The sequence below is a fragment of the Variovorax sp. P4_B11 genome, assembly GCF_056402355.1.
Genome location: NZ_JBFUHO010000029.1, coordinates 59,107 through 78,580 on the forward strand (window position 1 = coordinate 59,107; position 19,474 = coordinate 78,580).

A 19,474-nucleotide genomic window follows, 5' to 3' on the forward strand; every position below is an offset into this window, starting at 1 on the left:
GGCTCAGGGGGGCGCGGCCACCCAGCCCTGCACGACGGCCCGCAGCTCGCCCTGGGTCGCGCGCCAGACCAGTTCGGGAGCGGCCACGTGGACGCCGGGCGGCGCCAGCGCCAGGGCGACATCGACCAGCTCGGCCACCTTCGACGCCCGCGCCGGCTGCTCGCTGGCCGGCACCATGAAACGGGCGATCGACAGCATCCAGGCTGCCAGCCGCTCGCCCACGCTGGCGTAGCGCACGGCCGCCGGCTTCCGCGCCGAGCGCACCAGCAGCACGCGCTCGAAGCCCAGCGCCACCACCGCCTGCTCGTCGAGGCTGGCCAGGCCGTGCTTCAGCGCCTCGGGCAGGCGCCCCTGGTCGTGCGGCAGCACCACGGCCAGCGTCCGGACGCCGCAGGCCCGCAGCCAGGCGGCCAGCGCCGGCAGCTGCGCCGGCTCGGGCGTCCACAGTGCCCGCTCGCGGTCATAGAAAAGCCGCGGCGGCTCGAACAGCACGAGGGCGGTGTGGGCCGCCACGGACCGCCATTGCGCGATCGGCAAGGCCGCCACCTGCACGGTCTCGACGCCCGGCAGGCCGTCGCGGATCGGCTCGCGCGCGAGTACCAGGGTGTGGTCGTAGCGATGGCGGCCGGCGAGCCGCCGTACCAGCTCGTGGCCCAGGGCGCCGGTGGCGCCGGCGATCAGCAGCGTGCCCTTCGAGGGGCTGCCGTCGAGGGGCCGGCGGTTCGCGGCCTGCAGGGCCTGGAGGGGGTCTGGCGCCATCCTTCTATGCTACCTTTGCCGACTTCGCACAGAGAGGATTCGGACATGTTGAAACGCTGGCTACTGATCATCGTCGCGACGCTGTCGCTCGCGGGCTGCGGCTACAACGACTTCCAGCGACTCGACGAGGCCAGCAAGTCGGCCTGGAGCGAGGTGCTCAACCAGTACCAGCGGCGCGCCGACCTGGTGCCCAACATCGTCGCCACGGTCAAGGGCGAGGCCAACTTCGAGCAGGAGACGCTGACCAAGGTGATCGAGGCGCGCGCCAAGGCGACCTCGATCCAGGTCACGCCCGAGACGCTCAACAATCCCGAGGCCTTCAACAAGTTCCAGCAGGCGCAGGGCGAGCTCTCGAGCGCGCTGTCGCGGCTGATGGCGGTGTCGGAGCAGTATCCCAATCTGAAGGCCAACCAGGCCTTCCGCGACCTGCGCGTGACGCTGGAGGGCACCGAGAACCGCATCACGGTGGCGCGCAACCGCTACATCCAGACGGTGCAGGAGTACAACGTGCTGGCCCGCAGCTTCCCGACCAACCTGACGGCCAAGGTGATGGGCTACCCGCCCAAGGCCAATTTCTCGGTCCAGAACGAAGCCCAGATCTCGACGCCGCCGACGGTCGATTTCAGCGCTCCGAAGAAGTAGCGGGCGGCAGCACGCGATGACGGCGGCCCGCATCCGGCAGGCGCTGACGGCCCTCCTCCTGATGGCGGCGGCGCTGGTCGGCGCGCAGGCACAGGGCCTGCTGCCGGTGCCCGCGCTCGACGCCCGCGTGATCGACCAGACCGGCACGCTGAGCGCCGCGCAACGCAGCGCGCTCGACGCCAAGCTGCAGGCCTTCGAGCAGAAGAAGGGCTCGCAGATCGTGATGCTGATGGTCCCGACCACGCAGCCCGAGGACATCGCGAGCTACGCCAACCGGGTCGGCAACGCCTGGAAGATCGGCCGCAAGGCGGTCGGCGACGGCATCCTGGTGGTGGTCGCCAAGGACGACCGCAAGATGCGCATCGAGGTCGCCAAGGCGCTCGAAGGCGCGGTGCCCGACCTGGCCGCGGCCCGCATCATCGACGAGGCGATGAAGCCGCGCTTCCGCCAGAACGACTTCGCCGGCGGACTCGATGCCGCGGCCGACCAGCTGATCGCCCGCGTCAACGGCGAGGCCCTGCCGGAGGTGGATGCGCGCGGCGGCGACTTCGGCGACGGCCGCGCTTCCGGCAGCGGCTTCAACTGGCAGGACCTCGGCATCTTCCTGTTCGCCGTCGTCCTGGTGGGCGGGCCGATCGCGCGCCGCATCCTCGGCAAGGTCCCGGGCTCGCTGGCGCTCGGCGGGCTGACCGGCGTGGTGGTGATGGTGCTGACATCGAGCCTCGTGATCGCGGTGCTGGCCGCGCTGGGCGCCCTGCTCTTCACGCTGCTGTCGACCGCGCTCGGCGCCGGGCCGTCGATCGGGCGGCGAGGCGGTGGCGGCTTTGGCGGCGGCGGCGGCTGGGGCGGCGGATCGTCTTCGGGCGGCGGCGGCGGCGGCTTCAGCTCCGGTGGCGGAGGCGACTTCGGCGGCGGCGGCGCTTCGGGAGACTGGTAGCCATGGCATCTCCTTCATCTTCCTCCGCTTCGCTGTTCGCCCGACTGGGCCGCATCTGGCGCCACCGCTGGACCGACGAGGCCGATGTTCGCCGCGCCTTGCCGGCCGAGGTGCTGGACCGGCTCACGCGCCGCGTCGCCGCCAGCGAGCGGCGCCACAGCGGCGAGATCCGCGTCTGCGTCGAGGCCGGGCTGCCGCTGTCCTACCTGTGGCGCGGTGCGCCGGCGCGCGAGCGCGCGATCATGCTGTTCGGCAAGCTGAGGGTCTGGGACACCGAGCACAACAACGGCGTGCTGATCTACCTGCTGCTGGCCGAGCACGCGATCGAGATCGTCGCCGACCGCGGCATCGATGCCCGCGTCGACGACGCGCAGTGGGCAGCGATGGCCCAGCGCATGGGCGCCGCTTTCCGCGAGGGGCGCTTCGAGGACGGGCTGACCCAGGCGCTGGAAGAGGTGTCGGCGCTGCTGGTCGAGCACTTTCCGCTGGCGGAGGGGCAGGCGGATCGCAACGAGCTGCCGGATGCGCCGGTGGTGCTGTAGCCCGAGATGCCCTCGCTGATCGGGCGCGACGCGCCGTGAGCCGCGGCCTGCGACCCCCGTGCCCGCTTCACCAGGGCGTCCACTTCAGTTCACTGGCCGCCGAGGCCACCGTGCGCTCGATGAAGCGCACGCCGCGTGCGCCGTCTTCCACGCGCGGATAGTCAGCCGCAAGCGGATCTGCGGCCTGGCCCGCAAGCCGCGCCCGGATGTCCGCCGCCACCCCGCCGTATACATTGGCGAAGGCCTCGATGAAGCCTTCCGGATGCCCGCTCGGCAGCCGGCTCGCGCGCTGCGCCGCTTCGCACAACCAGGGCGAGCCGCGCGTGAGGATGCGCTTCGGCCCGTCGTGCGGCAGGTGCGTCAGTTCGCTCGGCTGTTCCTGCCGCCAGATCAGCGTGCCGAGCGTGCCGGAGACCCGCAGCCGCAGGTCGTTCTCGAGCCCGGTGTTGATCTGCGATGCGATCAGCACGCCGCGCGCACCGCCGGCGAAGCGCAGCAGCAGGCTGCCGTCGTCGTCGAGCGGCCGCCCGGGCACCAGCGCGCTCAGGTCGGCGCAGAGGCTTTCGATCTGAAGGCCCGTCACGGTCGCGACCAGGTTCTCGGCATGCGAGCCGATGTCGCCGATCGCCCCCGCGGCACCGCTCTTCGCCGGGTCGCTGCGCCACGCGGCCTGCTTGTTGCCTTCGCCTTCGAGACGCGTCGCGAGCCAGCCCTGGTTGTATTCGACGACCACCTTGCGGATCTCGCCGAGCTGGCCCGCGCGCGCCATCTCGCGCGCCTGCCGGACCATCGGGTAGCCGGTGTAGTTGTAGGTGACGCCGAACACCGTGCCCTGCCGTGCCACCGCCGCGACCAGCGCGTCGGCCTGCACACGCGTGTGCACCAGCGGCTTGTCGCAGACCACGTGGAAGCCGGCGTCGACAAACGCTTGAGCCACGGGGTGGTGGACGTGATTCGGCGTGACGATCGAGACGAAGTCGATGCGCTCGTCGGTCGGCCGCTTCAGCTCGTCGTCGAGCAGGGCCTGCCAGTCGCCGTGATTGCGGTCCTCGGCCAGGAACAGCTCGCGCCCCGAGGCCTTGGCTTTCTCGGGGCTCGACGACAGCGCGCCGGCGACCAGTTCGATCTGCCCGTCGAGCGCGATCGCCTTGCGGTGCACCGCGCCGATGAAGGCGTCGCGACCGCCGCCGACCATCGCGTAGCGCAGCTTGCGCGGAAGAGTGTCGTGTGTCATGCAGTTTCAAGCGCCGCGAAGCGCGCCCTTGGTGAAACACCGCGGAACCGGCTTTGCCGGGCCGCTGGTGTTGCCCCCGGTAGGGGGTGGGCGCCCGGACACGAAGTGCCGGGCAACCTGGGGGCGAGCAACAATCAGAAAGGCGAGTCCGGGTGGTAGAAGCTCTTCGCGTTGTCCTTGGTGATCAGCACCGAAGGAATGATCGTCGTCGCCGGCAGCTTCTCGCCCTTCAGCCGGGCTTCGGCCGTGAGCTTGATCGCGTCGTAGATGAACTTCGGCGAGTAGCTCACGTCGGCCTGGATCCGCGGATCCTTGCCGTCCATGATGGTCTTGACCATGCCCTTGGCGCCGGCACCACCGAACACCACCAGGATGTCGTCGCGCTTGGCCTGCTCGATGGCCTTCAGCACGCCCACCGCCATGTCGTCGTCGGCGGCCCAGATGGCGTCGATCTTCTTGAAGCGCGTCAGGTAGTCCTGCGTCACCTTGAAGGCGTCGTCGCGGTTCCAGTTGGCGTATTTGGCGTCGAGCAGCGTGATGCCCGGGTAGTCCTTGAGCACGCTGTTGAAGGCATCCATGCGCTCGTTGTCCAGCGTGGTGGCGATGCCGCGCAACGCCACCACATTGCCCTTTCCGTTGAGCTTCTTGGCAATGTATTCAGCGGGAATCTTGCCGAAGGCGGTGTTGTCGCCGGCCACGTAGGCGTCCTGGGCGCTGGTGTCGGTCAGGCCGCGGTCGACCACCGTGACATAGGTGCCCTTGGCCTTGACCTGGGCCACCGGCTTGGTCAGCGCGGCCGACTCGAACGGAAACACGACCAGCGCGTTGATCTTGCTCACGGTCGACAGGTCCTGCAGCTGGTTGGCCTGCTCGGGCGCGTTGGCTGCGGTCTTGATGGTGATCTTCAGGTCCTTGTGCTCTTTCTCGAGGTCTTTCTTGGCCTGGTTGGCCCAGTAGTTGATGCCGCCCATGAAGCTGTGCGTCGCGGCCGGGATCGAGACGCCGAGGTTGACCGTCTCGGCGGCCGCCAGCGCCGGGAAGGCCGCGATGCTCGCGGCGGCAAGGGCGCTCAGCGCCAGGCGTCGTGTGAGGGGTGTCATGCTGCTTGTCTCCTGTTGTGAAAGAAGTGGAACGGACGGGAAAAAGAGCGCGCGGCCTAGCGCTTGCCGCGCTGCAGGAAGGCCACGACGATGATCACGATGCCCTGCACCGCGGCATTGAGGTACACGCTGATGATGCTGGTGAGGTTCAGGATGTTGCTGATGACCGAGAGCAGGATCGCGCCGATCACGGTGCCCGTGATGCTGCCGGCGCCGCCCTTGAGCGCCGTGCCGCCGACGATCACCGCGGCGATCGCCTCGAGCTCCCACAGCAGGCCGGTGGTCGGCGAGGCCGAGCCGAGCCGCGGTACGTACAGCAGGGTCGCGATGCCGACGCAGACGCCGAGCAGCACGTAGGTCATGATCTTGACGTTGTCGACGCCGACCGCCGCATAGCGCGCCACCTGCTCGTTCGAGCCGATCGCCTGCACGTAGCGCCCATAGGCGGTGCGGTTGAGGATCAGGCCGCCGATCACGGCGACGATGAAGAACACCCACACCGGCACCGGGATGCCCGCGAGGCTCGCGTAGTACACCGGCGCATAGAGGTCCGACAGCTCGTTGTCCAGCGTCAGCGCGCCGCCGTCGGCGAAGTAGGTCAGGTAGGCGCGGAAGATGCCCAGCGTGCCGAGCGTCACGATGAAGGGCTCGATGCGCCCCTTGGTGATCAGGAGCCCGTGCGCCAGGCCGAAGGTGGCGCCGAGCACCACGGCCAGCACCGCGCCGAGCACCACCGCGAGCAGCGGCGAGCCGAGCGCCGGGCCCATCGCGTTGATGAACATGATCACGCAGCCGGCGATCAGCGCGGCCATCGAGCCGACCGACAGATCGATGCCGCCCGAGATGATCACGAAGCACATGCCGACCGCGATGATGCCGATGAAGGCGGTGCGCGTGAGCACGTTCATCGCGTTGTCGAGCGTAGCGAAATCGCCGTTCAGCAAGGTGCCGGCGATGCACAGCAGCACCAGGCCGATGACCGGGCCCAAGCCGTGCAGGCGCTCGGTCCAGCGCGGGCGGGTGAGCGGGCGGTGCGCGGCCTGGGCGCTACGAGGAAGCGGTTCCGGTGGCATGAGCGATCAAGTCCTCTTCGGTCAGATGGTCGGCATCGAGCGTGGCGACCAGACGGCCCGCGCGCATCACCGCGACGCGGTGGCACAGTCCGATCAGCTCCATCAGCTCGGAGGACACGACGATCACGGCCAGCCCCTGGCGGGCCAGTCGCTGGATCAGGAAGTAGATGTCGCGCTTGGCGCCGACATCGACGCCGCGGGTCGGCTCGTCGAGCACCACCACCTTGGGCCGCGGCTGCAGCACCTTGGCCAGCGCCAGCTTCTGCTGGTTGCCGCCCGACAGCGAGGAGGCACGGGCATCGAGGTCGCCGGTGCGGATGCCGTAGTCCTTCACGGCCTCGGCCAGCGCGCTGCGTTCGGCCTCGGGTTTCAGCCAGGGCCGCGCATAGCGTTCGAGCGCCATCAGCGTCAGGTTCTGGCGCAGGCCGAGGTTGACGTGCAGGCCCTTGCCCTTGCGGTCCTCGCTCAAGTAGGTCAGTCCATGCTTGGCGGCATCGCGCGGATTGCGCAAGCGGCGCGCCTGGCCTTCGATCTCGACCGTGCCCGTGGCGGGGCGCAGGCCCAGCAGACCTTCGAACAGCTCGGTGCGCCCGGCGCCGACGAGGCCGGCAAAGCCCAGGATCTCGCCCGGACGCACTTCGAAGCTCGCGTTCTGCGCCCACCCGGGCACGACGAAGTCGCGCACTCGCATCGCCGGGGCGGCCGCCGTGACCACCACGTCGCGCGGCGGATAGAGATCGGCCAGCTCGCGCCCGACCATCAGGTTCGCCATCTGGTGGCGCGTGACGTCGGAGGTCATCGCTCTCGCGACGAAACGGCCATCGCGCATCACGATCACCTCGTCGGTGACCTGCTCGACCTCGTCGAGCTTGTGCGAGATGTAGACGATGGTCACGCCGTCGGCGCGCAGCTGGGCGATCAGCTTGAACAGGCGCTCGGTCTCGCCGGGCGTGAGGGTCGCGGTCGGCTCGTCCATGATCAGGAGGCGGGCGTGGCGCGAGATGGCCTTGGCGATCTCGACCAGCTGCTTCTCGGCCACGATCAGCCGGCGCACCTTGGTGCTCGGATCGATGTCGAGTCCGACCTCCGCCAGCGCACTCGCCGCATCGCGCTCCATTGCAGCGTCGTCGAGCAGCCAGCCCTTCTTCTTCTCGTGGCCGAGAAAGATGTTCTGGGCCACGCTCAAGTCTTCCGCCAGGTTGAACTCCTGGTGGATCAGCACGATGCCGAGCGCCTCGGCATCGCGCGAGCTGGTGAACTGCTGCGGCTCGCCATTGACCGTGAGCGTGCCGCCGGTCAGCGACTCGTAGCCGGCGAGGATCTTCATCAGCGTCGACTTGCCGGCACCGTTCTCGCCGAGCAGGCCGTAGACACGGCCGGGTGCCAGCGAGAAGCTCACGCCATGCAGCACCTGCACCGGACCGAAGGCCTTCACCACGCTGTCGAACTCGACTGCAACAGCGTTTTTCACGGCGCCACTCCGCGCACCTTCAGCGTCTCGTGCATCGCCAGCACGCCGGCGCCGATCAAGCCGGCCTGCGCGCCCAGCGGCGTGTACTGGATCTCCAGGTGCCGTGTCGACAGCGCCAGCGACCGCTGGTAGACGCTCTGCCGCACGGCGGCCAGGAACAGCGGGCCGATGCGCGTGATGCCGCCGCCGATGAACACGTGCGACGGATTGAAGAAGTTGACGATCGACGCCAGCATCTGGCCGATCAGGCTGCCGGAGCGCTGAACGATCGCGTTGGCCGAGGCATCGCCCGCACGGCTGGCCTCGCCGACGTCGATCGCCTCGATGCGGCCGTTGCTGCGCAGGCACGCCGCCAGCGCGGCGCTCTCGCCGGCCTCGGCAGCCCGCAACGCCATCCGCGTGATCGCCGGGCCGGCCGCCATCGCCTCGACGCAGCCCAGGTTGCCGCAATGGCAACGCGGGCCTTCCTGGTCGACGCAGATATGGCCGACGTCGCCGGCCGACCCGGCGGCACCGCGATACACCTCGCCATGGCAGACGATGCCGCAGCCGATGCCGGTGCCGACCTTGATGACGAGGAAATTCGAGAGCGAGCGCCTGAGGCGCCAGAGCTCGCCGAGCGCCATCAGGTTGACGTCGTTGTCGACGAATACCGGCGCTGCGTAGTCCTCGCGCAGGTAGTCCCGGATCGAGAAGCTGTCCCAGGCCGGCATCAGCGGCGGGTTCACCAGCTGACCGATCTCGAAGTTGACCGGCCCCGGCACGCCGATGCCGATGCCGATCACCTGGCGGGCCTCGAAGCCGGCCCGCGCCAGCAACTCGCGCACCAGCACGCGCACCCGGGCCAGGACGACGCCCGGGCCTTCGCGCACGTCGGCGGCTTCCGCGTGGTGGGCCAGCACGGCGAGGTCCGGGCCCAGCACGGCGACGTCGAGGCTGGTGGCGCCGATGTCGATGCCCACCACCACGCCGAGGCCGGCATGCAATTGGAGCTTCTCGGGCCGCCGGCCGCCCGAGGAGCGCTGCAGGCCGGCTTCGGCGAGCAGGCCCTGATCGACCAGGCCGGCGATCAACGCATTGGCCTTGCTCTTCGAGAAGCCGAGCTGCTCGGCCATGCCATGGCGCGATCCGCCGGCCGACCAGAAGGTGGTCTCCAGCAGGAGCATCTCGTCCGCGGTCAATCGGCTCCAAGGGGCCAAGTGCTTGTCTCCAGTCTTGTTCTTCGTCGTCTCGCCGCGGCCGGGCCGGGGCGGATCGAGCGAATACTAGAGGCGAGGCTTCAGCCGAACAAGACTTAACTTTGGCCAAATAAAGACCAAAGTTGTCGATCATGGCGCCCAAGAACGCAAAAGCCGCCCGAAGGCGGCCTTGAATCGCGAAGCTGGGCGAGCCCTACTTTTTTTGGCGGTACTTGCGCAGTGCCGCGAGTTGGGCCGCCATGACCGCCAGTTCCGACTGCGCCATCGCGATATCGATGTCGGTCTTGGCGGTCTTGAGCGCTTCCTCGGCCGCGGCCTTGGCGGCGTTGGCCTTCTCGTCGTCGAGGTCCTTGCCGCGGATCGCGGTGTCGGACAGCACGGTCACGGTGGTCGGTTGCACTTCGAGAATGCCGCCGGCCACGAAGACGAATTCCTCGCCGCCGTCGGCCGTCTCGATGCGCACCGCGCCGGGGCGGATGCGCGTGATCAGCGGCGTGTGGCGCGGGTAGATGCCGAGCTCGCCGGCTTCACCGGGCAGAGCAACGAACTTGGCCTCGCCCGAGAAGATCGACTCCTCGGCGCTGACCACGTTGACGTGAATGGTGCCTGCCATGGGGATTCCTTAAGCGACCTTCTTGGCCTTTTCGAAAGCTTCATCAATGCCACCCACCATGTAGAACGCTTGTTCCGGCAGGTGGTCGGCTTCGCCGTTCACGATCATCTTGAAGCCGCGGATCGTCTCGGACAGCGGCACGTACTTGCCGGGCGAACCGGTGAACACTTCGGCCACGTGGAAAGGCTGCGACAGGAAGCGCTGGATCTTCCGGGCGCGGGCCACGGCCAGCTTGTCTTCCGGTGCCAGTTCGTCCATGCCCAGAATGGCGATGATGTCGCGCAGTTCCTTGTAGCGCTGCAGCGTGCCTTGCACGGCGCGGGCCACGTTGTAGTGCTCTTCGCCGACGACCAGCGGGTCGAGCTGGCGCGAGGTCGAGTCCAGCGGGTCCACGGCCGGGTAGATACCGAGCGAGGCGATGTCGCGCGACAGCACCACGGTGGAGTCCAGGTGGGCGAAGGTGGTGGCGGGCGACGGGTCGGTCAAGTCGTCGGCCGGCACGTAAACGGCCTGGATCGAGGTGATCGAGCCGACCTTGGTCGACGTGATCCGCTCTTGCAGACGGCCCATTTCTTCGGCCAGCGTCGGCTGGTAGCCCACGGCGGAAGGCATCCGGCCCAGCAGCGCCGACACTTCGGTACCGGCCAGCGTGTAGCGGTAGATGTTGTCGACGAAGAACAGCACGTCGCGGCCCTCGTCGCGGAACGACTCGGCGATGGTCAGGCCGGTCAGGGCCACGCGCAGACGGTTGCCCGGGGGCTCGTTCATCTGGCCGTAGACCATGGCGACCTTCGACTCGCCGAGGTTCTCGAGGTTCACGACGCCGGAATCGGCCATCTCATGATAGAAGTCGTTGCCTTCGCGGGTGCGCTCACCGACGCCGGCGAACACGGACAGGCCCGAGTGCGCCTTGGCGATGTTGTTGATGAGCTCCATCATGTTCACGGTCTTGCCCACGCCGGCGCCGCCGAACAGACCCACCTTGCCGCCCTTGGCGAACGGGCAAACCAGGTCGATCACCTTGATGCCGGTTTCAAGCAGGTCCTGCGAGGGCGAGAGTTCGTCGTACTCGGGGGCCTTGCGGTGGATCGAAGCGGTGAGCTCCTGACCGACGTCGCCGCGCTCGTCGATCGGCCGGCCGAGCACGTCCATGATGCGACCCAGCGTCGCCTTGCCGACGGGCACCGTGATCGGTGCGCCGGTGTTGGTCACGATCAGTCCGCGGCGCAGTCCGTCCGACGAGCCGAGCGCAATGGTGCGCACCACCCCGTCGCCGAGCTGCTGCTGCACCTCGAGGGTCAGGCCACCGCCTTCGTACTTCAAGGCGTCGTAGATCTTGGGCATCTTGTCGCGCGGAAACTCCACGTCGACCACGGCGCCGATACATTGAACGATCTTGCCTTGAACTGCTTCTGCTTGAGCCATGTCTGCTCCGATAAAAATTTAAATCTGTTGAGGGCCGAAAGGCTCAGACGCCGGCGGCCGCCGCGGCGCCCGAAACGATTTCCGACAGCTCTTTGGTGATGCCTGCCTGGCGGGTCTTGTTGTAGACCAGCTTGAGTTCATCGATCACGTTGCCTGCGTTGTCGGTCGCGGCCTTCATGGCCACCATCCGCGCCGAATGCTCGGACGCCATGTTCTCGGCCACCGCCTGGTACACCAGCGATTCGACATAGCGCACCAGCAGTTCATCGATCACGCTCTGCGCATCGGGTTCGTAGATGTAGTCCCACGAGTGACGGCCCGAGTCGGTGCGAAGCGTTTCCGCGGCCAGGGGCAGCAGCTGCTCCACCATCGGCTCTTGCTTGATGGTGTTGATGAACTTGGTGTAGCAGAGGTGCACGGCCGAGATCTTGCCCTCGGCGTAGGCATCGAGCAGCGTCTTGACCGGCCCGATGAGCTTGTCGAGGTGCGGCGTGTCGCCCAGGTGCGTCACGTGCGAAACCACGCGGGCGCCGATGCGGTTCAGGAAGCCGAGCCCCTTGCTGCCGATGGCGACCGATTCGATCGTCTTGCCGGCGCTTTGCGCCTCGCGCAACTTGGCGGTCACGGCACGCAGCAGGTTGGTGTTCAAGCCACCGCACAGGCCCTTGTCGCTGGTCACGACGATGAACCCGACCGCCTTGGCCTCGTTCGTCTTCATGAACGCGTGCGTGTACTCCGGGTTCGCCTGGCCGAGGTTGGCCGCGATGTCGCGGATCTTCTCGCTGTAGGGGCGGGCCGCGCGCATGCGTTCCTGCGCCTTGCGCATCTTGGAAACCGAGACCATTTCCATGGCCTTGGTGATCTTCTTGGTGTTCTCCACCGATTTGATCTTGCCGCGGATTTCCTTACCAGCTGCCATGGGTACCTCCGCCGAGCCGCCTCAAGGAGGTACGCGCCCCCGCGGGGGGCAGCGAGTGAATGCGAGCGTGGGGGCTCATGGACTGTTTCCTTCCTTGGTCGTCGATCAGGCGAACGACTTCTTGAACGCGGCAACCGCCGTGTTCAGTTCGGCTTCGGCGTCCTTGTCGAGCGCCCTGGACTGCTCGATCTTGTCGAGCAGCGCACCATGGCTGGACTTCAGGAACTGGTGCAGGCCGTGTTCGAAAGAGAGGATCTTCTTGATCTCGACATCGTCCATGAAGCCCTTGTTGACCGCGAACAGCGTGGCACCCATCAGCGAGATGGGCAGCGGGCTGTACTGGGCCTGCTTCAGCAGTTCGGTCACCCGGGCACCGCGGTCGAGCTGCTTGCGGGTCGCTTCGTCGAGGTCGGAAGCGAACTGCGCGAACGCAGCCAGTTCACGGTACTGGGCCAGGTCGGTACGGATACCGCCGGACTGGCCCTTGATGATCTTCGTCTGTGCCGACGAGCCCACGCGCGACACCGAGATACCGGCGTTGATGGCGGGGCGGATACCGGCGTTGAACAGGTTGGTTTCCAGAAAGATCTGGCCGTCGGTGATCGAGATCACGTTGGTCGGAACGAAGGCCGACACGTCACCGGCTTGCGTCTCGATGATCGGCAGTGCGGTCAGCGAGCCGGTCTTGCCCTTGACTTCACCCTTGGTGAAGGCTTCGACATAGTCGGCGTTGACGCGGGCGGCGCGCTCGAGCAGGCGGCTGTGGAGATAGAACACGTCGCCGGGGTAGGCTTCGCGGCCCGGCGGGCGGCGCAGCAGCAGCGAGACCTGGCGGTAGGCCACGGCTTGCTTGGAGAGGTCGTCATAGACGATCAGCGCGTCCTGGCCGCGGTCGCGGAAGTACTCGCCCATCGTGCAGCCCGAGTAGGCGCTGACGTATTGCATGGCGGCCGATTCCGAAGCGGAGGCGGCGACCACGATGGTGTATTCCATCGCGCCGGCTTGTTCCAGCGAACGCACCACGTTCTTGATCGACGAAGCCTTCTGGCCGATCGCGACGTAGACGCAGGTCATGTTCTGACCCTTCTGGTTGATGATCGCGTCGATCGCCACGGCGGTCTTGCCGGTCTGGCGGTCGCCGATGATCAGCTCGCGCTGGCCACGGCCGATCGGCACCATCGAGTCGATCGACTTCAGGCCGGTCTGCATCGGCTGGTCGACCGACTGGCGGGCGATCACGCCCGGGGCGACCTTTTCGATCACGTCGGTCATCTTGGCGTTGATCGGACCCTTTCCGTCGATCGGCTGGCCCAGCGCATTCACCACGCGGCCGATCAGTTCGGGGCCGACCGGCACTTCGAGAATGCGGCCCGTGCACTTGACGGTGTCGCCTTCGGAGATGTGCTCGTACTCGCCCAGGATCACGGCGCCGACCGAGTCGCGCTCGAGGTTCAGCGCCAGGCCGAACGACGGCGTGCCGTCAGCCGACGGCGGGAACTCGAGCATTTCGCCCTGCATTGCGTCCGACAGGCCGTGCACGCGCACGATGCCGTCGGTCACCGACACCACGGTGCCTTCGTTGCGGATGTTCGCGCTGACGCCGAGGCCCTCGATGCGGCTCTTGATCAGTTCGGAAATTTCTGCGGGATTGAGTTGCATGACTCTTTCCTTCTTTCTTTGTAAGGGGCTGGCGGCCTTCAGGCTGCCAGCGCAACTTTCATTTGTTCAAGGCGCGCTTTGACGGAGGTGTCGAGCACTTCGTCACCGACCACCACACGAATGCCGCCGATCAGCGACGGGTCCTGCTGGACCGTGAACTGCAACTTGCGGCCGAAACGCTTTTCGAGCGCGGCGGAGATATTGCCCAGGGCGGCGCCGTCGATCGGGAAGGCGCTGTACACCACGGCATCGGACGTGCCGCTCTGCGCGCTGGCCAGCGTGCGGAACTGCCTGGCGATCTCGGGCAGCGCGGGGAAGCGTCCGTTCTCGAGCAGCGCCATCAGGAAGTTGTTCGCGTGCGGCGGCAGCGGCGAACCGTGCGCGGCAGCGACAACCCCGAGCACCTGCTCGGGCGTGGCCTTGGGGTTGTCCGCGAACTGCAGCAGATCGGGACTGCCGGCGATGGCGGCGACGTTGTCGAGCCAGGCGCCGGTGGCGGCGAGGTCGGACGACGACGCCTTGAACAGCGCTTCGGCGTAGGGACGTGCGATGGTGGCGAGTTCGGCCATGGCGTGATCAGAGTTCGGTCTGCAGGCGGGCCAGCAAATCGGCGTGGACGGCCGGATTCACTTCCTTGCGCAGGATCTGCTCGGCGCCCTTGACGGCCAGCGCGGCGACTTGCTCGCGCAGGGCCTCGCGGGCCTTCACGGCTTGCTGCCCGGCTTCGACACGGGCGGCCGCAACGATCTTGTTGCCCTCTTCCGTGGCGCGGCCCTTGGCCTCTTCAACGATGGCCTGCGCACGACGTTCGGCATCGGCAAGACGCTGGGCGGACTCGTTGCGCGCCTTGCCGAGTTCGACTTCCACGCGCTTGTTGGCGGCGGACAGTTCGCTCTTTGCGCGGTCGGCGGCGGCGAGGCCTTCGGCGATCTTCTGGGCGCGATCGTCCAACGCCTTGGCGATCGGCGGCCACACAAACTTCATCGTGAACCCGACAAGGATCAGGAACACGATCATCTGGACGATCAGGGTACCGGTAATGCTCACTTTTCACCCTCTCTTTGGGAATGAATCCGAGGCCATTCAGCGCGGAACGACATGGGTTCGACGAGAAAGCCTGGACTCGATTACTTCGGCAGGTTGGCGATTTGCGCGAGGAACGGGTTGGCCGTTGCGAACCACAGCGCGATACCGGTACCGATGATGAACGCGGCATCGATCAGACCCGCCAGCAGGAACATCTTGGTTTGCAGTTCGCCCATCAGCTCGGGTTGGCGGGCAGCCGATTCGAGGTACTTGCTGCCCATGATGCCGATGCCGATACATGCGCCGACAGCGCCCAGACCGATGATCAGGCCGGCGGCCAGTGCGACAAAGCTGATAACTTCCATGATGACTCCTAGAGGACTTTGGTTGAAGAGAAAAGAAAAAAACGAAAGCAGATGATCAGTGGTGATCGTGCGCCTGGCCGATGTAGACCAGCGCCAGCATCATGAACACGAAGGCTTGCAGCGTGATGATCAGGATGTGGAAGATGGCCCAGGCCGTGCCCGCGACGATGTGGCCCAGCGCCAGGAAGATGCCGGTGGCGGACAGCGTCCAGGCGCCGCCCATCAGGGCGATCAGCAGGAAGATCAGTTCGCCGGCATACATGTTGCCGAACAGCCGCATGCCGTGCGAGACCGTCTTGGAGATGAACTCGATCATCTGCATGGCGAAGTTGAAGGGGTACAGCGCCCAGTGGTTGCCGAAAGGCGCAGTGAACAGTTCGTGGATCCAGCCGCCGAGGCCCTTGATCTTGATGTTGTAGAACAGGCAGATCAGCAGCACCGAGACCGACATGCCCATGGCCACCGAGAGGTCGGCGGTCGGCACGACGCGCAGATAGGCGTGCTCCGGTTCGCCGCCGGCGACGGCGAAGATCTTCGCCCAGATGGCCGGGAACAGGTCGACCGGGAACAAGTCCATCGCATTGAGCATGAAGATCCAGACGAAGATCGTCAGCGCCAGCGGGGCGACGAACTTGCGGCTCTGGGCGTTGTGGACGATGCCCTTGGCCTGCAGGTCGACCACTTCGATCAGGATCTCGACCGCGGCCTGAAAGCGACCCGGGACGCCCGAAGTCGCCTTGCGGGCAGCCAGCCAGAGGATCCAGCAGCCCAGCACGCCGAGCAGAATCGAAAAGAACAGCGAGTCGAAGTTGAATACGGAGAGATCGGCCACACCTCCAGGCTTGGAGCTTTGCAGGTGCGTCAAGTGGTGAATGATGTATTCACCAGCGGTCATACCGTGTTCCGCAGCGTTTTCAGCAGCCATCCGTTACTCGTCTCAAAGTTTCGGGCGCTTGGGGCCCAGCATCACTGCCACCCAAGCCGCCTTCATTGTCACCACCAAGCCCACCAGCATCGCCGGCCAGCTCAGCGCCGTAATCAGCCTTGGCGCGGCGATCAGCATCGCCACCGTCAAGGCCATCTTGACCATTTCCCACAAGAAGAATCCGAACACCGCAGTGCCCGGATTCAGCGACGCAAAGCGTCCGGTCAGACCTCGTGCGAACACCGCGGCGGGAATGACCACCGCGAGCGCGCCATATCCGGCCGACCATCCCAGATTTTGTCTCCCTGTCAGACCCCAGGCGGCCAATGCCGCCAGCAGCCCCCCAACGACCTGAATCGCGATCACCCGCCAGGGCGAGATCAACGGCTTCCGGTCGCGCAGCCGCTGGGCCTCCTCGGCTGTCAGCGGCTTGAAGTCGTCTTCCGGGTCCGCGATGTCCTCAGGGACTTCACTCGATTCATGGCGGGCGATTGTTTTCATTTCGAATGAAGCCCGGATGACGACCCAGAATTTCTACAAAGCCATTGATTATAAGTAAAAACCCATGGCGTTCCGCCAGCCCGTACGGCGGAGCAGGAAAAGTTCCCCGGCGCCGCGCCGGGATGCTCCGACATCGCTTGGGAAACGTCCGAGCGCCCCCACCATAATTCCCCATGCACCCGATTGCCGATGCCCTCCCCGACGCCCTCTGCTACCTCGACGGCGGCTACACGCCGCTGCGCGAGGCCAAGGTCAGCGTGCTCGACCGTGGCTTCATCTTCGGCGACGGCGTCTACGAAATGGTACCGGCCTATGGCGGACAGCCCTTCTGCTTCGACGAGCACATGGCGCGGCTCGATCGCTCCCTGGCCGAGCTGAAGATCCGCAACCCGCATCCGGCCACCGAATGGCGGGCGATCGCGATGCGCCTGGTCGATGCCGCGCCGCCGGCGCAGCGCGCGGCCATGCAGGGCATCTACATCCAGGTGACGCGTGGCGTGGCGCCGCGCGACCATGCGATGCCGCAAGGCCTCGCGCCGACGGTGTTCATGATGGTCAACCCCCTGAAGCCGGTGGCCGACGTGGCCCGCGCCCAGGGCGTCGCCTGCGTCAGCGCACCCGACTTCCGCTGGCAGAAGGCCCACATCAAGGCCACCAGCCTGCTCGGCGCGGTGCTGGCGCGGCAGATCAGCGTCGAGGCCGGCGCCGCCGAGACCCTCATGTTCCGCGACGAAGGACTCAGCGAGGCGTCCTCCAGCAACGTCTGGGTGGTGAAGGACGGCACGCTCAGCGGGCCGCCCAAGGACCACCTGGTGCTGGCGGGCATCCGCTACGGCCTGATCGAGCGGCTCTGCGCCGATGCCGGCATTCCCTTCCGCCTTCGCCGCATCGCGCGCGCCGAGGTCTTCGACGCCGACGAACTGCTGCTGTCCTCGGCCAGCAAGGAAGTGCTGCCGGTCGTGGCGCTCGACGGCCGCACCATCGGCACCGGCAAGCCCGGCCCGATCTACCATGCGCTCTACGCCGGCTACCAGCAGGCCAAGGCGCGCAGCACGCGAGACCCAGGAGTCCCCGCATGACCACCGCACCCGCCGCACCGCTCGACGCCCGCAAGGAATCGCTGATCGAGTACCCCTCCAAGTTCCCGATCAAGGTGATGGGCGCGAAGGCCGACGGCTTCGTGCATGCCGTGACGCAGATCGCCGAGCAGTTCGACCCGGTCTTCGACGCCACCACGATCGAGCTGCGCAACAGCAAGGCCGGCAACTACCTCGGCGTGACCATCACCGTGACCGCCACCAGCCGCGAGCAACTCGACGACATCTACCGCGCGCTGTCGAGCCACCCCATGGTCAAGGTGGTGCTCTGAACCCCCGCGCTGAGCTTTCGACGACGCTGCTCGGCCGCGTCGACTACGCCCCGACCTACGCGGCGATGCGGCAGGCGACGCTGGAGCGCACGCCGGACAGTCCCGACGAGCTCTGGCTCTGCGAGCACACGCCGGTCTACACCCAGGGCCTGGCGGGCAAGGCCGACCACGTGCTGAACCCGGGCGGGATCCCGGTGGTCCAGACCGACCGCGGCGGCCAGGTGACCTACCACGGCCCCGGCCAGGTGGTGGCCTACCCGCTGCTCGATCTGAAGCGGGCCGGCTACTACGTGAAGGAATACGTCTACCGGATCGAGGAGGCCGTGATCCGCACGTTGGCCCATTTCGAGGTCACCGGGCACCGCGTCGCCGGCGCGCCCGGCATCTACGTGCGGCTGGACGACCCCTTCTCGCATGCCGCGCTGACCGGCCCGGCCCACCCCGCGAATCCGTTCCGCGGCCTCGGCAAGATCGCCGCGCTGGGCATCAAGGTCAGCCGCCACTGCACCTACCACGGGGTGGCGCTCAACGTCGCCATGGACCTGGAACCCTTCACGCGCATCAACCCCTGCGGTTACGCAGGCCTTCAAACCGTCGACCTTTCTACAATCGGCGTTCGAACAACCTGGGACGAAGCCGCGCAGGTGCTGGGCCGCAAGCTCGCCGCCTACCTCGCGCCCTGAGCCCCGTCAGAGAGAGTTGCCATGAGCACCCCCGAAGTCGTCCCGTCCGTGGTGAGGGAGGCCCAAGGCCCCGAAACCTACAACCCGCTCGCCAAGCAGAAGGCCGCGGCCAAGCTGTCTCGCATCCCGGTCAAGGTGGTGCAGGGCGAGGTGCTCAAGAAGCCCGACTGGATCCGCGTCAAGGCCGGCTCGCCGACCACCCGCTTCTACGAGATCAAGCAGATCCTGCGCGAGAGCAACCTGCACACGGTGTGCGAGGAGGCTTCGTGCCCGAACATCGGCGAGTGCTTCGGCAACGGCACCGCCACCTTCATGATCATGGGCGACAAGTGCACGCGGCGCTGCCCGTTCTGCGACGTCGGCCATGGCCGGCCCGACCCGCTCGACCAGGACGAGCCGCTGAACCTGGCCAAGACCATCGCCAAGCTGCGCCTCAAGTACGTGGTGATCACCAGCGTCGACCGCGACGACCTGCGCGACGGCGGCAGCCAGCATTTCGTCGACTGCATCCGCAACATCCGCGAGCTCTCGCCGACGACGCAGATCGAGATCCTGGTGCCCGACTTCCGCGGCCGCGACGACCGCGCGCTCGAGATCCTCAAGGCCGCGCCGCCGGACGTGATGAACCACAACCTGGAGACCGCGCCGCGCCTCTACAAGGAAGCGCGCCCAGGCAGCGACTACCAGTTCAGCCTCAACCTGCTGAAGAAGTTCAAGGCGCTGCACCCCGACGTGCCGACCAAGAGCGGCATCATGGTCGGCCTCGGCGAAACGGACGAGGAGATCCTGCAGGTGATGCGCGACATGCGCGCCCACGACATCGACATGCTGACCATCGGCCAGTACCTGTCGCCCAGCAGCAGCCACCTGCCGGTGCGCCGCTACGTGCATCCCGACACCTTCAAGATGTTCGAGGAAGAGGCCTACAAGATGGGCTTCAGCCACGCGGCGGTGGGCGCGATGGTGCGCTCGAGCTATCACGCGGACCAGCAGGCGGGGCACGTCCTGGCCGGCGCGCCGGCGCTCGGCTGA

General features: G+C 67.0%; 22 protein-coding genes. 7 read left to right on the forward strand and 15 right to left on the reverse strand.

The genetic code is table 11. The features are described from left to right. Positions 1-3: 3 nt before the first annotated feature. Positions 4-759: a hypothetical protein gene (locus AC1DYD_RS23610; protein WP_478175183.1), complete on the reverse strand. Its 756-nt coding sequence runs from the start codon at positions 757-759 to the stop codon at positions 4-6. A 45-nt stretch (positions 760-804) separates the two neighbouring features. Between AC1DYD_RS23610 and AC1DYD_RS23615 the strand changes: the two genes are divergently transcribed. From AC1DYD_RS23615 to AC1DYD_RS23625, 3 genes are read left to right on the forward strand one after another with little or no spacing between them, the layout of a single operon-like run. Then, entirely contained in the window at positions 805-1,401 is a 597-nt protein-coding gene (locus AC1DYD_RS23615) for a LemA family protein (protein WP_478175184.1), read from the forward strand. Positions 1,402-1,417: 16 nt separating this feature from the next. Further along, positions 1,418-2,338: a TPM domain-containing protein gene (locus AC1DYD_RS23620; protein ID WP_478175185.1), complete on the forward strand. Its 921-nt coding sequence runs from the start codon at positions 1,418-1,420 to the stop codon at positions 2,336-2,338. A 2-nt stretch (positions 2,339-2,340) separates the two neighbouring features. Continuing rightward, positions 2,341-2,880: a TPM domain-containing protein gene (locus AC1DYD_RS23625; RefSeq protein ID WP_478175186.1), complete on the forward strand. Its 540-nt coding sequence runs from the start codon at positions 2,341-2,343 to the stop codon at positions 2,878-2,880. Positions 2,881-2,947: 67 nt separating this feature from the next. Here AC1DYD_RS23625 and AC1DYD_RS23630 read toward each other — a convergent pair whose 3' ends face one another. From AC1DYD_RS23630 to AC1DYD_RS23695, 14 genes are all read right to left on the reverse strand, one after another. Then, positions 2,948-4,114 carry a Gfo/Idh/MocA family protein gene (locus AC1DYD_RS23630; RefSeq protein ID WP_478175187.1) on the reverse strand — a complete coding sequence of 389 codons (1,167 nt, stop codon included), beginning with the start codon at positions 4,112-4,114 and terminating at the stop codon, positions 2,948-2,950. Positions 4,115-4,248: 134 nt separating this feature from the next. Beyond that, positions 4,249-5,214, reverse strand: coding sequence for a substrate-binding domain-containing protein (locus AC1DYD_RS23635; RefSeq protein ID WP_478175188.1), 966 nt, complete (start codon positions 5,212-5,214; stop codon positions 4,249-4,251). Between the two features lie 56 nt (positions 5,215-5,270). Further along, a complete protein-coding gene (locus AC1DYD_RS23640; RefSeq protein ID WP_478175189.1) occupies positions 5,271-6,287 on the reverse strand; it encodes an ABC transporter permease in 1,017 nt (338 codons plus the stop codon). Beyond that, positions 6,262-7,758, reverse strand: a complete 1,497-nt coding sequence (locus AC1DYD_RS23645; RefSeq protein WP_478175190.1) for a sugar ABC transporter ATP-binding protein — start codon at positions 7,756-7,758, stop codon at positions 6,262-6,264. The genes AC1DYD_RS23640 and AC1DYD_RS23645 overlap by 26 nt, the downstream gene beginning before the upstream one ends. Next, entirely contained in the window at positions 7,755-8,924 is a 1,170-nt protein-coding gene (locus tag AC1DYD_RS23650) for an ROK family protein (protein ID WP_478175216.1), read from the reverse strand. Before AC1DYD_RS23650 ends, AC1DYD_RS23645 begins: the two co-directional genes overlap by 4 nt. Before the next feature lie 226 nt (positions 8,925-9,150). After that, entirely contained in the window at positions 9,151-9,570 is a 420-nt protein-coding gene (locus tag AC1DYD_RS23655; protein ID WP_478175191.1) for a F0F1 ATP synthase subunit epsilon, read from the reverse strand. 9 nt (positions 9,571-9,579) lie between these two features. Continuing rightward, positions 9,580-10,995 carry a F0F1 ATP synthase subunit beta gene (gene atpD / locus AC1DYD_RS23660; protein WP_478175192.1) on the reverse strand — a complete coding sequence of 472 codons (1,416 nt, stop codon included), beginning with the start codon at positions 10,993-10,995 and terminating at the stop codon, positions 9,580-9,582. Between the two features lie 43 nt (positions 10,996-11,038). Continuing rightward, positions 11,039-11,914 carry a F0F1 ATP synthase subunit gamma gene (atpG, locus tag AC1DYD_RS23665; protein ID WP_478175193.1) on the reverse strand — a complete coding sequence of 292 codons (876 nt, stop codon included), beginning with the start codon at positions 11,912-11,914 and terminating at the stop codon, positions 11,039-11,041. Positions 11,915-12,019: 105 nt separating this feature from the next. After that, entirely contained in the window at positions 12,020-13,573 is a 1,554-nt protein-coding gene (atpA, locus tag AC1DYD_RS23670) for a F0F1 ATP synthase subunit alpha (protein ID WP_478175194.1), read from the reverse strand. A 38-nt stretch (positions 13,574-13,611) separates the two neighbouring features. After that, positions 13,612-14,142 carry a F0F1 ATP synthase subunit delta gene (locus AC1DYD_RS23675; protein WP_478175195.1) on the reverse strand — a complete coding sequence of 177 codons (531 nt, stop codon included), beginning with the start codon at positions 14,140-14,142 and terminating at the stop codon, positions 13,612-13,614. A gap of 7 nt (positions 14,143-14,149) precedes the next feature. Next, positions 14,150-14,620: a F0F1 ATP synthase subunit B gene (locus tag AC1DYD_RS23680; RefSeq protein WP_478175196.1), complete on the reverse strand. Its 471-nt coding sequence runs from the start codon at positions 14,618-14,620 to the stop codon at positions 14,150-14,152. Between the two features lie 80 nt (positions 14,621-14,700). Continuing rightward, entirely contained in the window at positions 14,701-14,964 is a 264-nt protein-coding gene (atpE, locus tag AC1DYD_RS23685) for a F0F1 ATP synthase subunit C (RefSeq protein WP_007830191.1), read from the reverse strand. Between the two features lie 55 nt (positions 14,965-15,019). Then, the gene (gene atpB, locus AC1DYD_RS23690) at positions 15,020-15,889 is read right to left on the reverse strand and encodes a F0F1 ATP synthase subunit A (RefSeq protein WP_478175197.1); all 870 of its coding nucleotides are present in this window, start codon (positions 15,887-15,889) and stop codon (positions 15,020-15,022) included. A gap of 12 nt (positions 15,890-15,901) precedes the next feature. After that, complete coding sequence (locus tag AC1DYD_RS23695) at positions 15,902-16,390, reverse strand: ATP synthase subunit I (RefSeq protein ID WP_478175198.1); 489 nt, start codon at positions 16,388-16,390, stop codon at positions 15,902-15,904. A 173-nt stretch (positions 16,391-16,563) separates the two neighbouring features. On the opposite strand from AC1DYD_RS23695, the gene AC1DYD_RS23700 reads away from it, so the two are divergent. From AC1DYD_RS23700 to lipA, 4 genes are read left to right on the forward strand one after another with little or no spacing between them, the layout of a single operon-like run. Next, complete coding sequence (locus AC1DYD_RS23700) at positions 16,564-17,469, forward strand: D-amino acid aminotransferase (RefSeq protein WP_478175199.1); 906 nt, start codon at positions 16,564-16,566, stop codon at positions 17,467-17,469. Then, complete coding sequence (locus AC1DYD_RS23705; protein WP_478175200.1) at positions 17,466-17,759, forward strand: YbeD family protein; 294 nt, start codon at positions 17,466-17,468, stop codon at positions 17,757-17,759. Before AC1DYD_RS23700 ends, AC1DYD_RS23705 begins: the two co-directional genes overlap by 4 nt. Beyond that, positions 17,756-18,442 carry a lipoyl(octanoyl) transferase LipB gene (lipB, locus tag AC1DYD_RS23710; protein ID WP_478175217.1) on the forward strand — a complete coding sequence of 229 codons (687 nt, stop codon included), beginning with the start codon at positions 17,756-17,758 and terminating at the stop codon, positions 18,440-18,442. The genes AC1DYD_RS23705 and lipB overlap by 4 nt, the downstream gene beginning before the upstream one ends. Before the next feature lie 21 nt (positions 18,443-18,463). Then, positions 18,464-19,474 carry a lipoyl synthase gene (lipA, locus tag AC1DYD_RS23715; protein WP_478175201.1) on the forward strand — a complete coding sequence of 337 codons (1,011 nt, stop codon included), beginning with the start codon at positions 18,464-18,466 and terminating at the stop codon, positions 19,472-19,474.

Excerpts from the sequence above, each read along its gene's own strand:
- AC1DYD_RS23695 (WP_478175198.1), bottom strand. The coding sequence starts at position 16,390 with ATGAAAACAATCGCCCGCCATGAATCGAGTGAAGTCCCTGAGGACATC.
- AC1DYD_RS23675 (WP_478175195.1), bottom strand. The coding sequence starts at position 14,142 with ATGGCCGAACTCGCCACCATCGCACGTCCCTACGCCGAAGCGCTGTTC.
- atpB (WP_478175197.1), bottom strand. The coding sequence starts at position 15,889 with ATGGCTGCTGAAAACGCTGCGGAACACGGTATGACCGCTGGTGAATAC.
- AC1DYD_RS23635 (WP_478175188.1), bottom strand. The coding sequence starts at position 5,214 with ATGACACCCCTCACACGACGCCTGGCGCTGAGCGCCCTTGCCGCCGCG.
- AC1DYD_RS23625 (WP_478175186.1), top strand. The coding sequence starts at position 2,341 with ATGGCATCTCCTTCATCTTCCTCCGCTTCGCTGTTCGCCCGACTGGGC.
- AC1DYD_RS23640 (WP_478175189.1), bottom strand. The coding sequence starts at position 6,287 with ATGCCACCGGAACCGCTTCCTCGTAGCGCCCAGGCCGCGCACCGCCCG.
- atpE (WP_007830191.1), bottom strand. The coding sequence starts at position 14,964 with ATGGAAGTTATCAGCTTTGTCGCACTGGCCGCCGGCCTGATCATCGGT.
- AC1DYD_RS23655 (WP_478175191.1), bottom strand. The coding sequence starts at position 9,570 with ATGGCAGGCACCATTCACGTCAACGTGGTCAGCGCCGAGGAGTCGATC.
- AC1DYD_RS23620 (WP_478175185.1), top strand. The coding sequence starts at position 1,418 with ATGACGGCGGCCCGCATCCGGCAGGCGCTGACGGCCCTCCTCCTGATG.
- atpD (WP_478175192.1), bottom strand. The coding sequence starts at position 10,995 with ATGGCTCAAGCAGAAGCAGTTCAAGGCAAGATCGTTCAATGTATCGGC.
- lipA (WP_478175201.1), top strand. The coding sequence starts at position 18,464 with ATGAGCACCCCCGAAGTCGTCCCGTCCGTGGTGAGGGAGGCCCAAGGC.
- AC1DYD_RS23630 (WP_478175187.1), bottom strand. The coding sequence starts at position 4,114 with ATGACACACGACACTCTTCCGCGCAAGCTGCGCTACGCGATGGTCGGC.
- AC1DYD_RS23700 (WP_478175199.1), top strand. The coding sequence starts at position 16,564 with ATGCACCCGATTGCCGATGCCCTCCCCGACGCCCTCTGCTACCTCGAC.
- atpG (WP_478175193.1), bottom strand. The coding sequence starts at position 11,914 with ATGGCAGCTGGTAAGGAAATCCGCGGCAAGATCAAATCGGTGGAGAAC.
- AC1DYD_RS23650 (WP_478175216.1), bottom strand. The coding sequence starts at position 8,924 with ATGCTCCTGCTGGAGACCACCTTCTGGTCGGCCGGCGGATCGCGCCAT.
- AC1DYD_RS23705 (WP_478175200.1), top strand. The coding sequence starts at position 17,466 with ATGACCACCGCACCCGCCGCACCGCTCGACGCCCGCAAGGAATCGCTG.
- AC1DYD_RS23610 (WP_478175183.1), bottom strand. The coding sequence starts at position 759 with ATGGCGCCAGACCCCCTCCAGGCCCTGCAGGCCGCGAACCGCCGGCCC.
- AC1DYD_RS23615 (WP_478175184.1), top strand. The coding sequence starts at position 805 with ATGTTGAAACGCTGGCTACTGATCATCGTCGCGACGCTGTCGCTCGCG.
- atpA (WP_478175194.1), bottom strand. The coding sequence starts at position 13,573 with ATGCAACTCAATCCCGCAGAAATTTCCGAACTGATCAAGAGCCGCATC.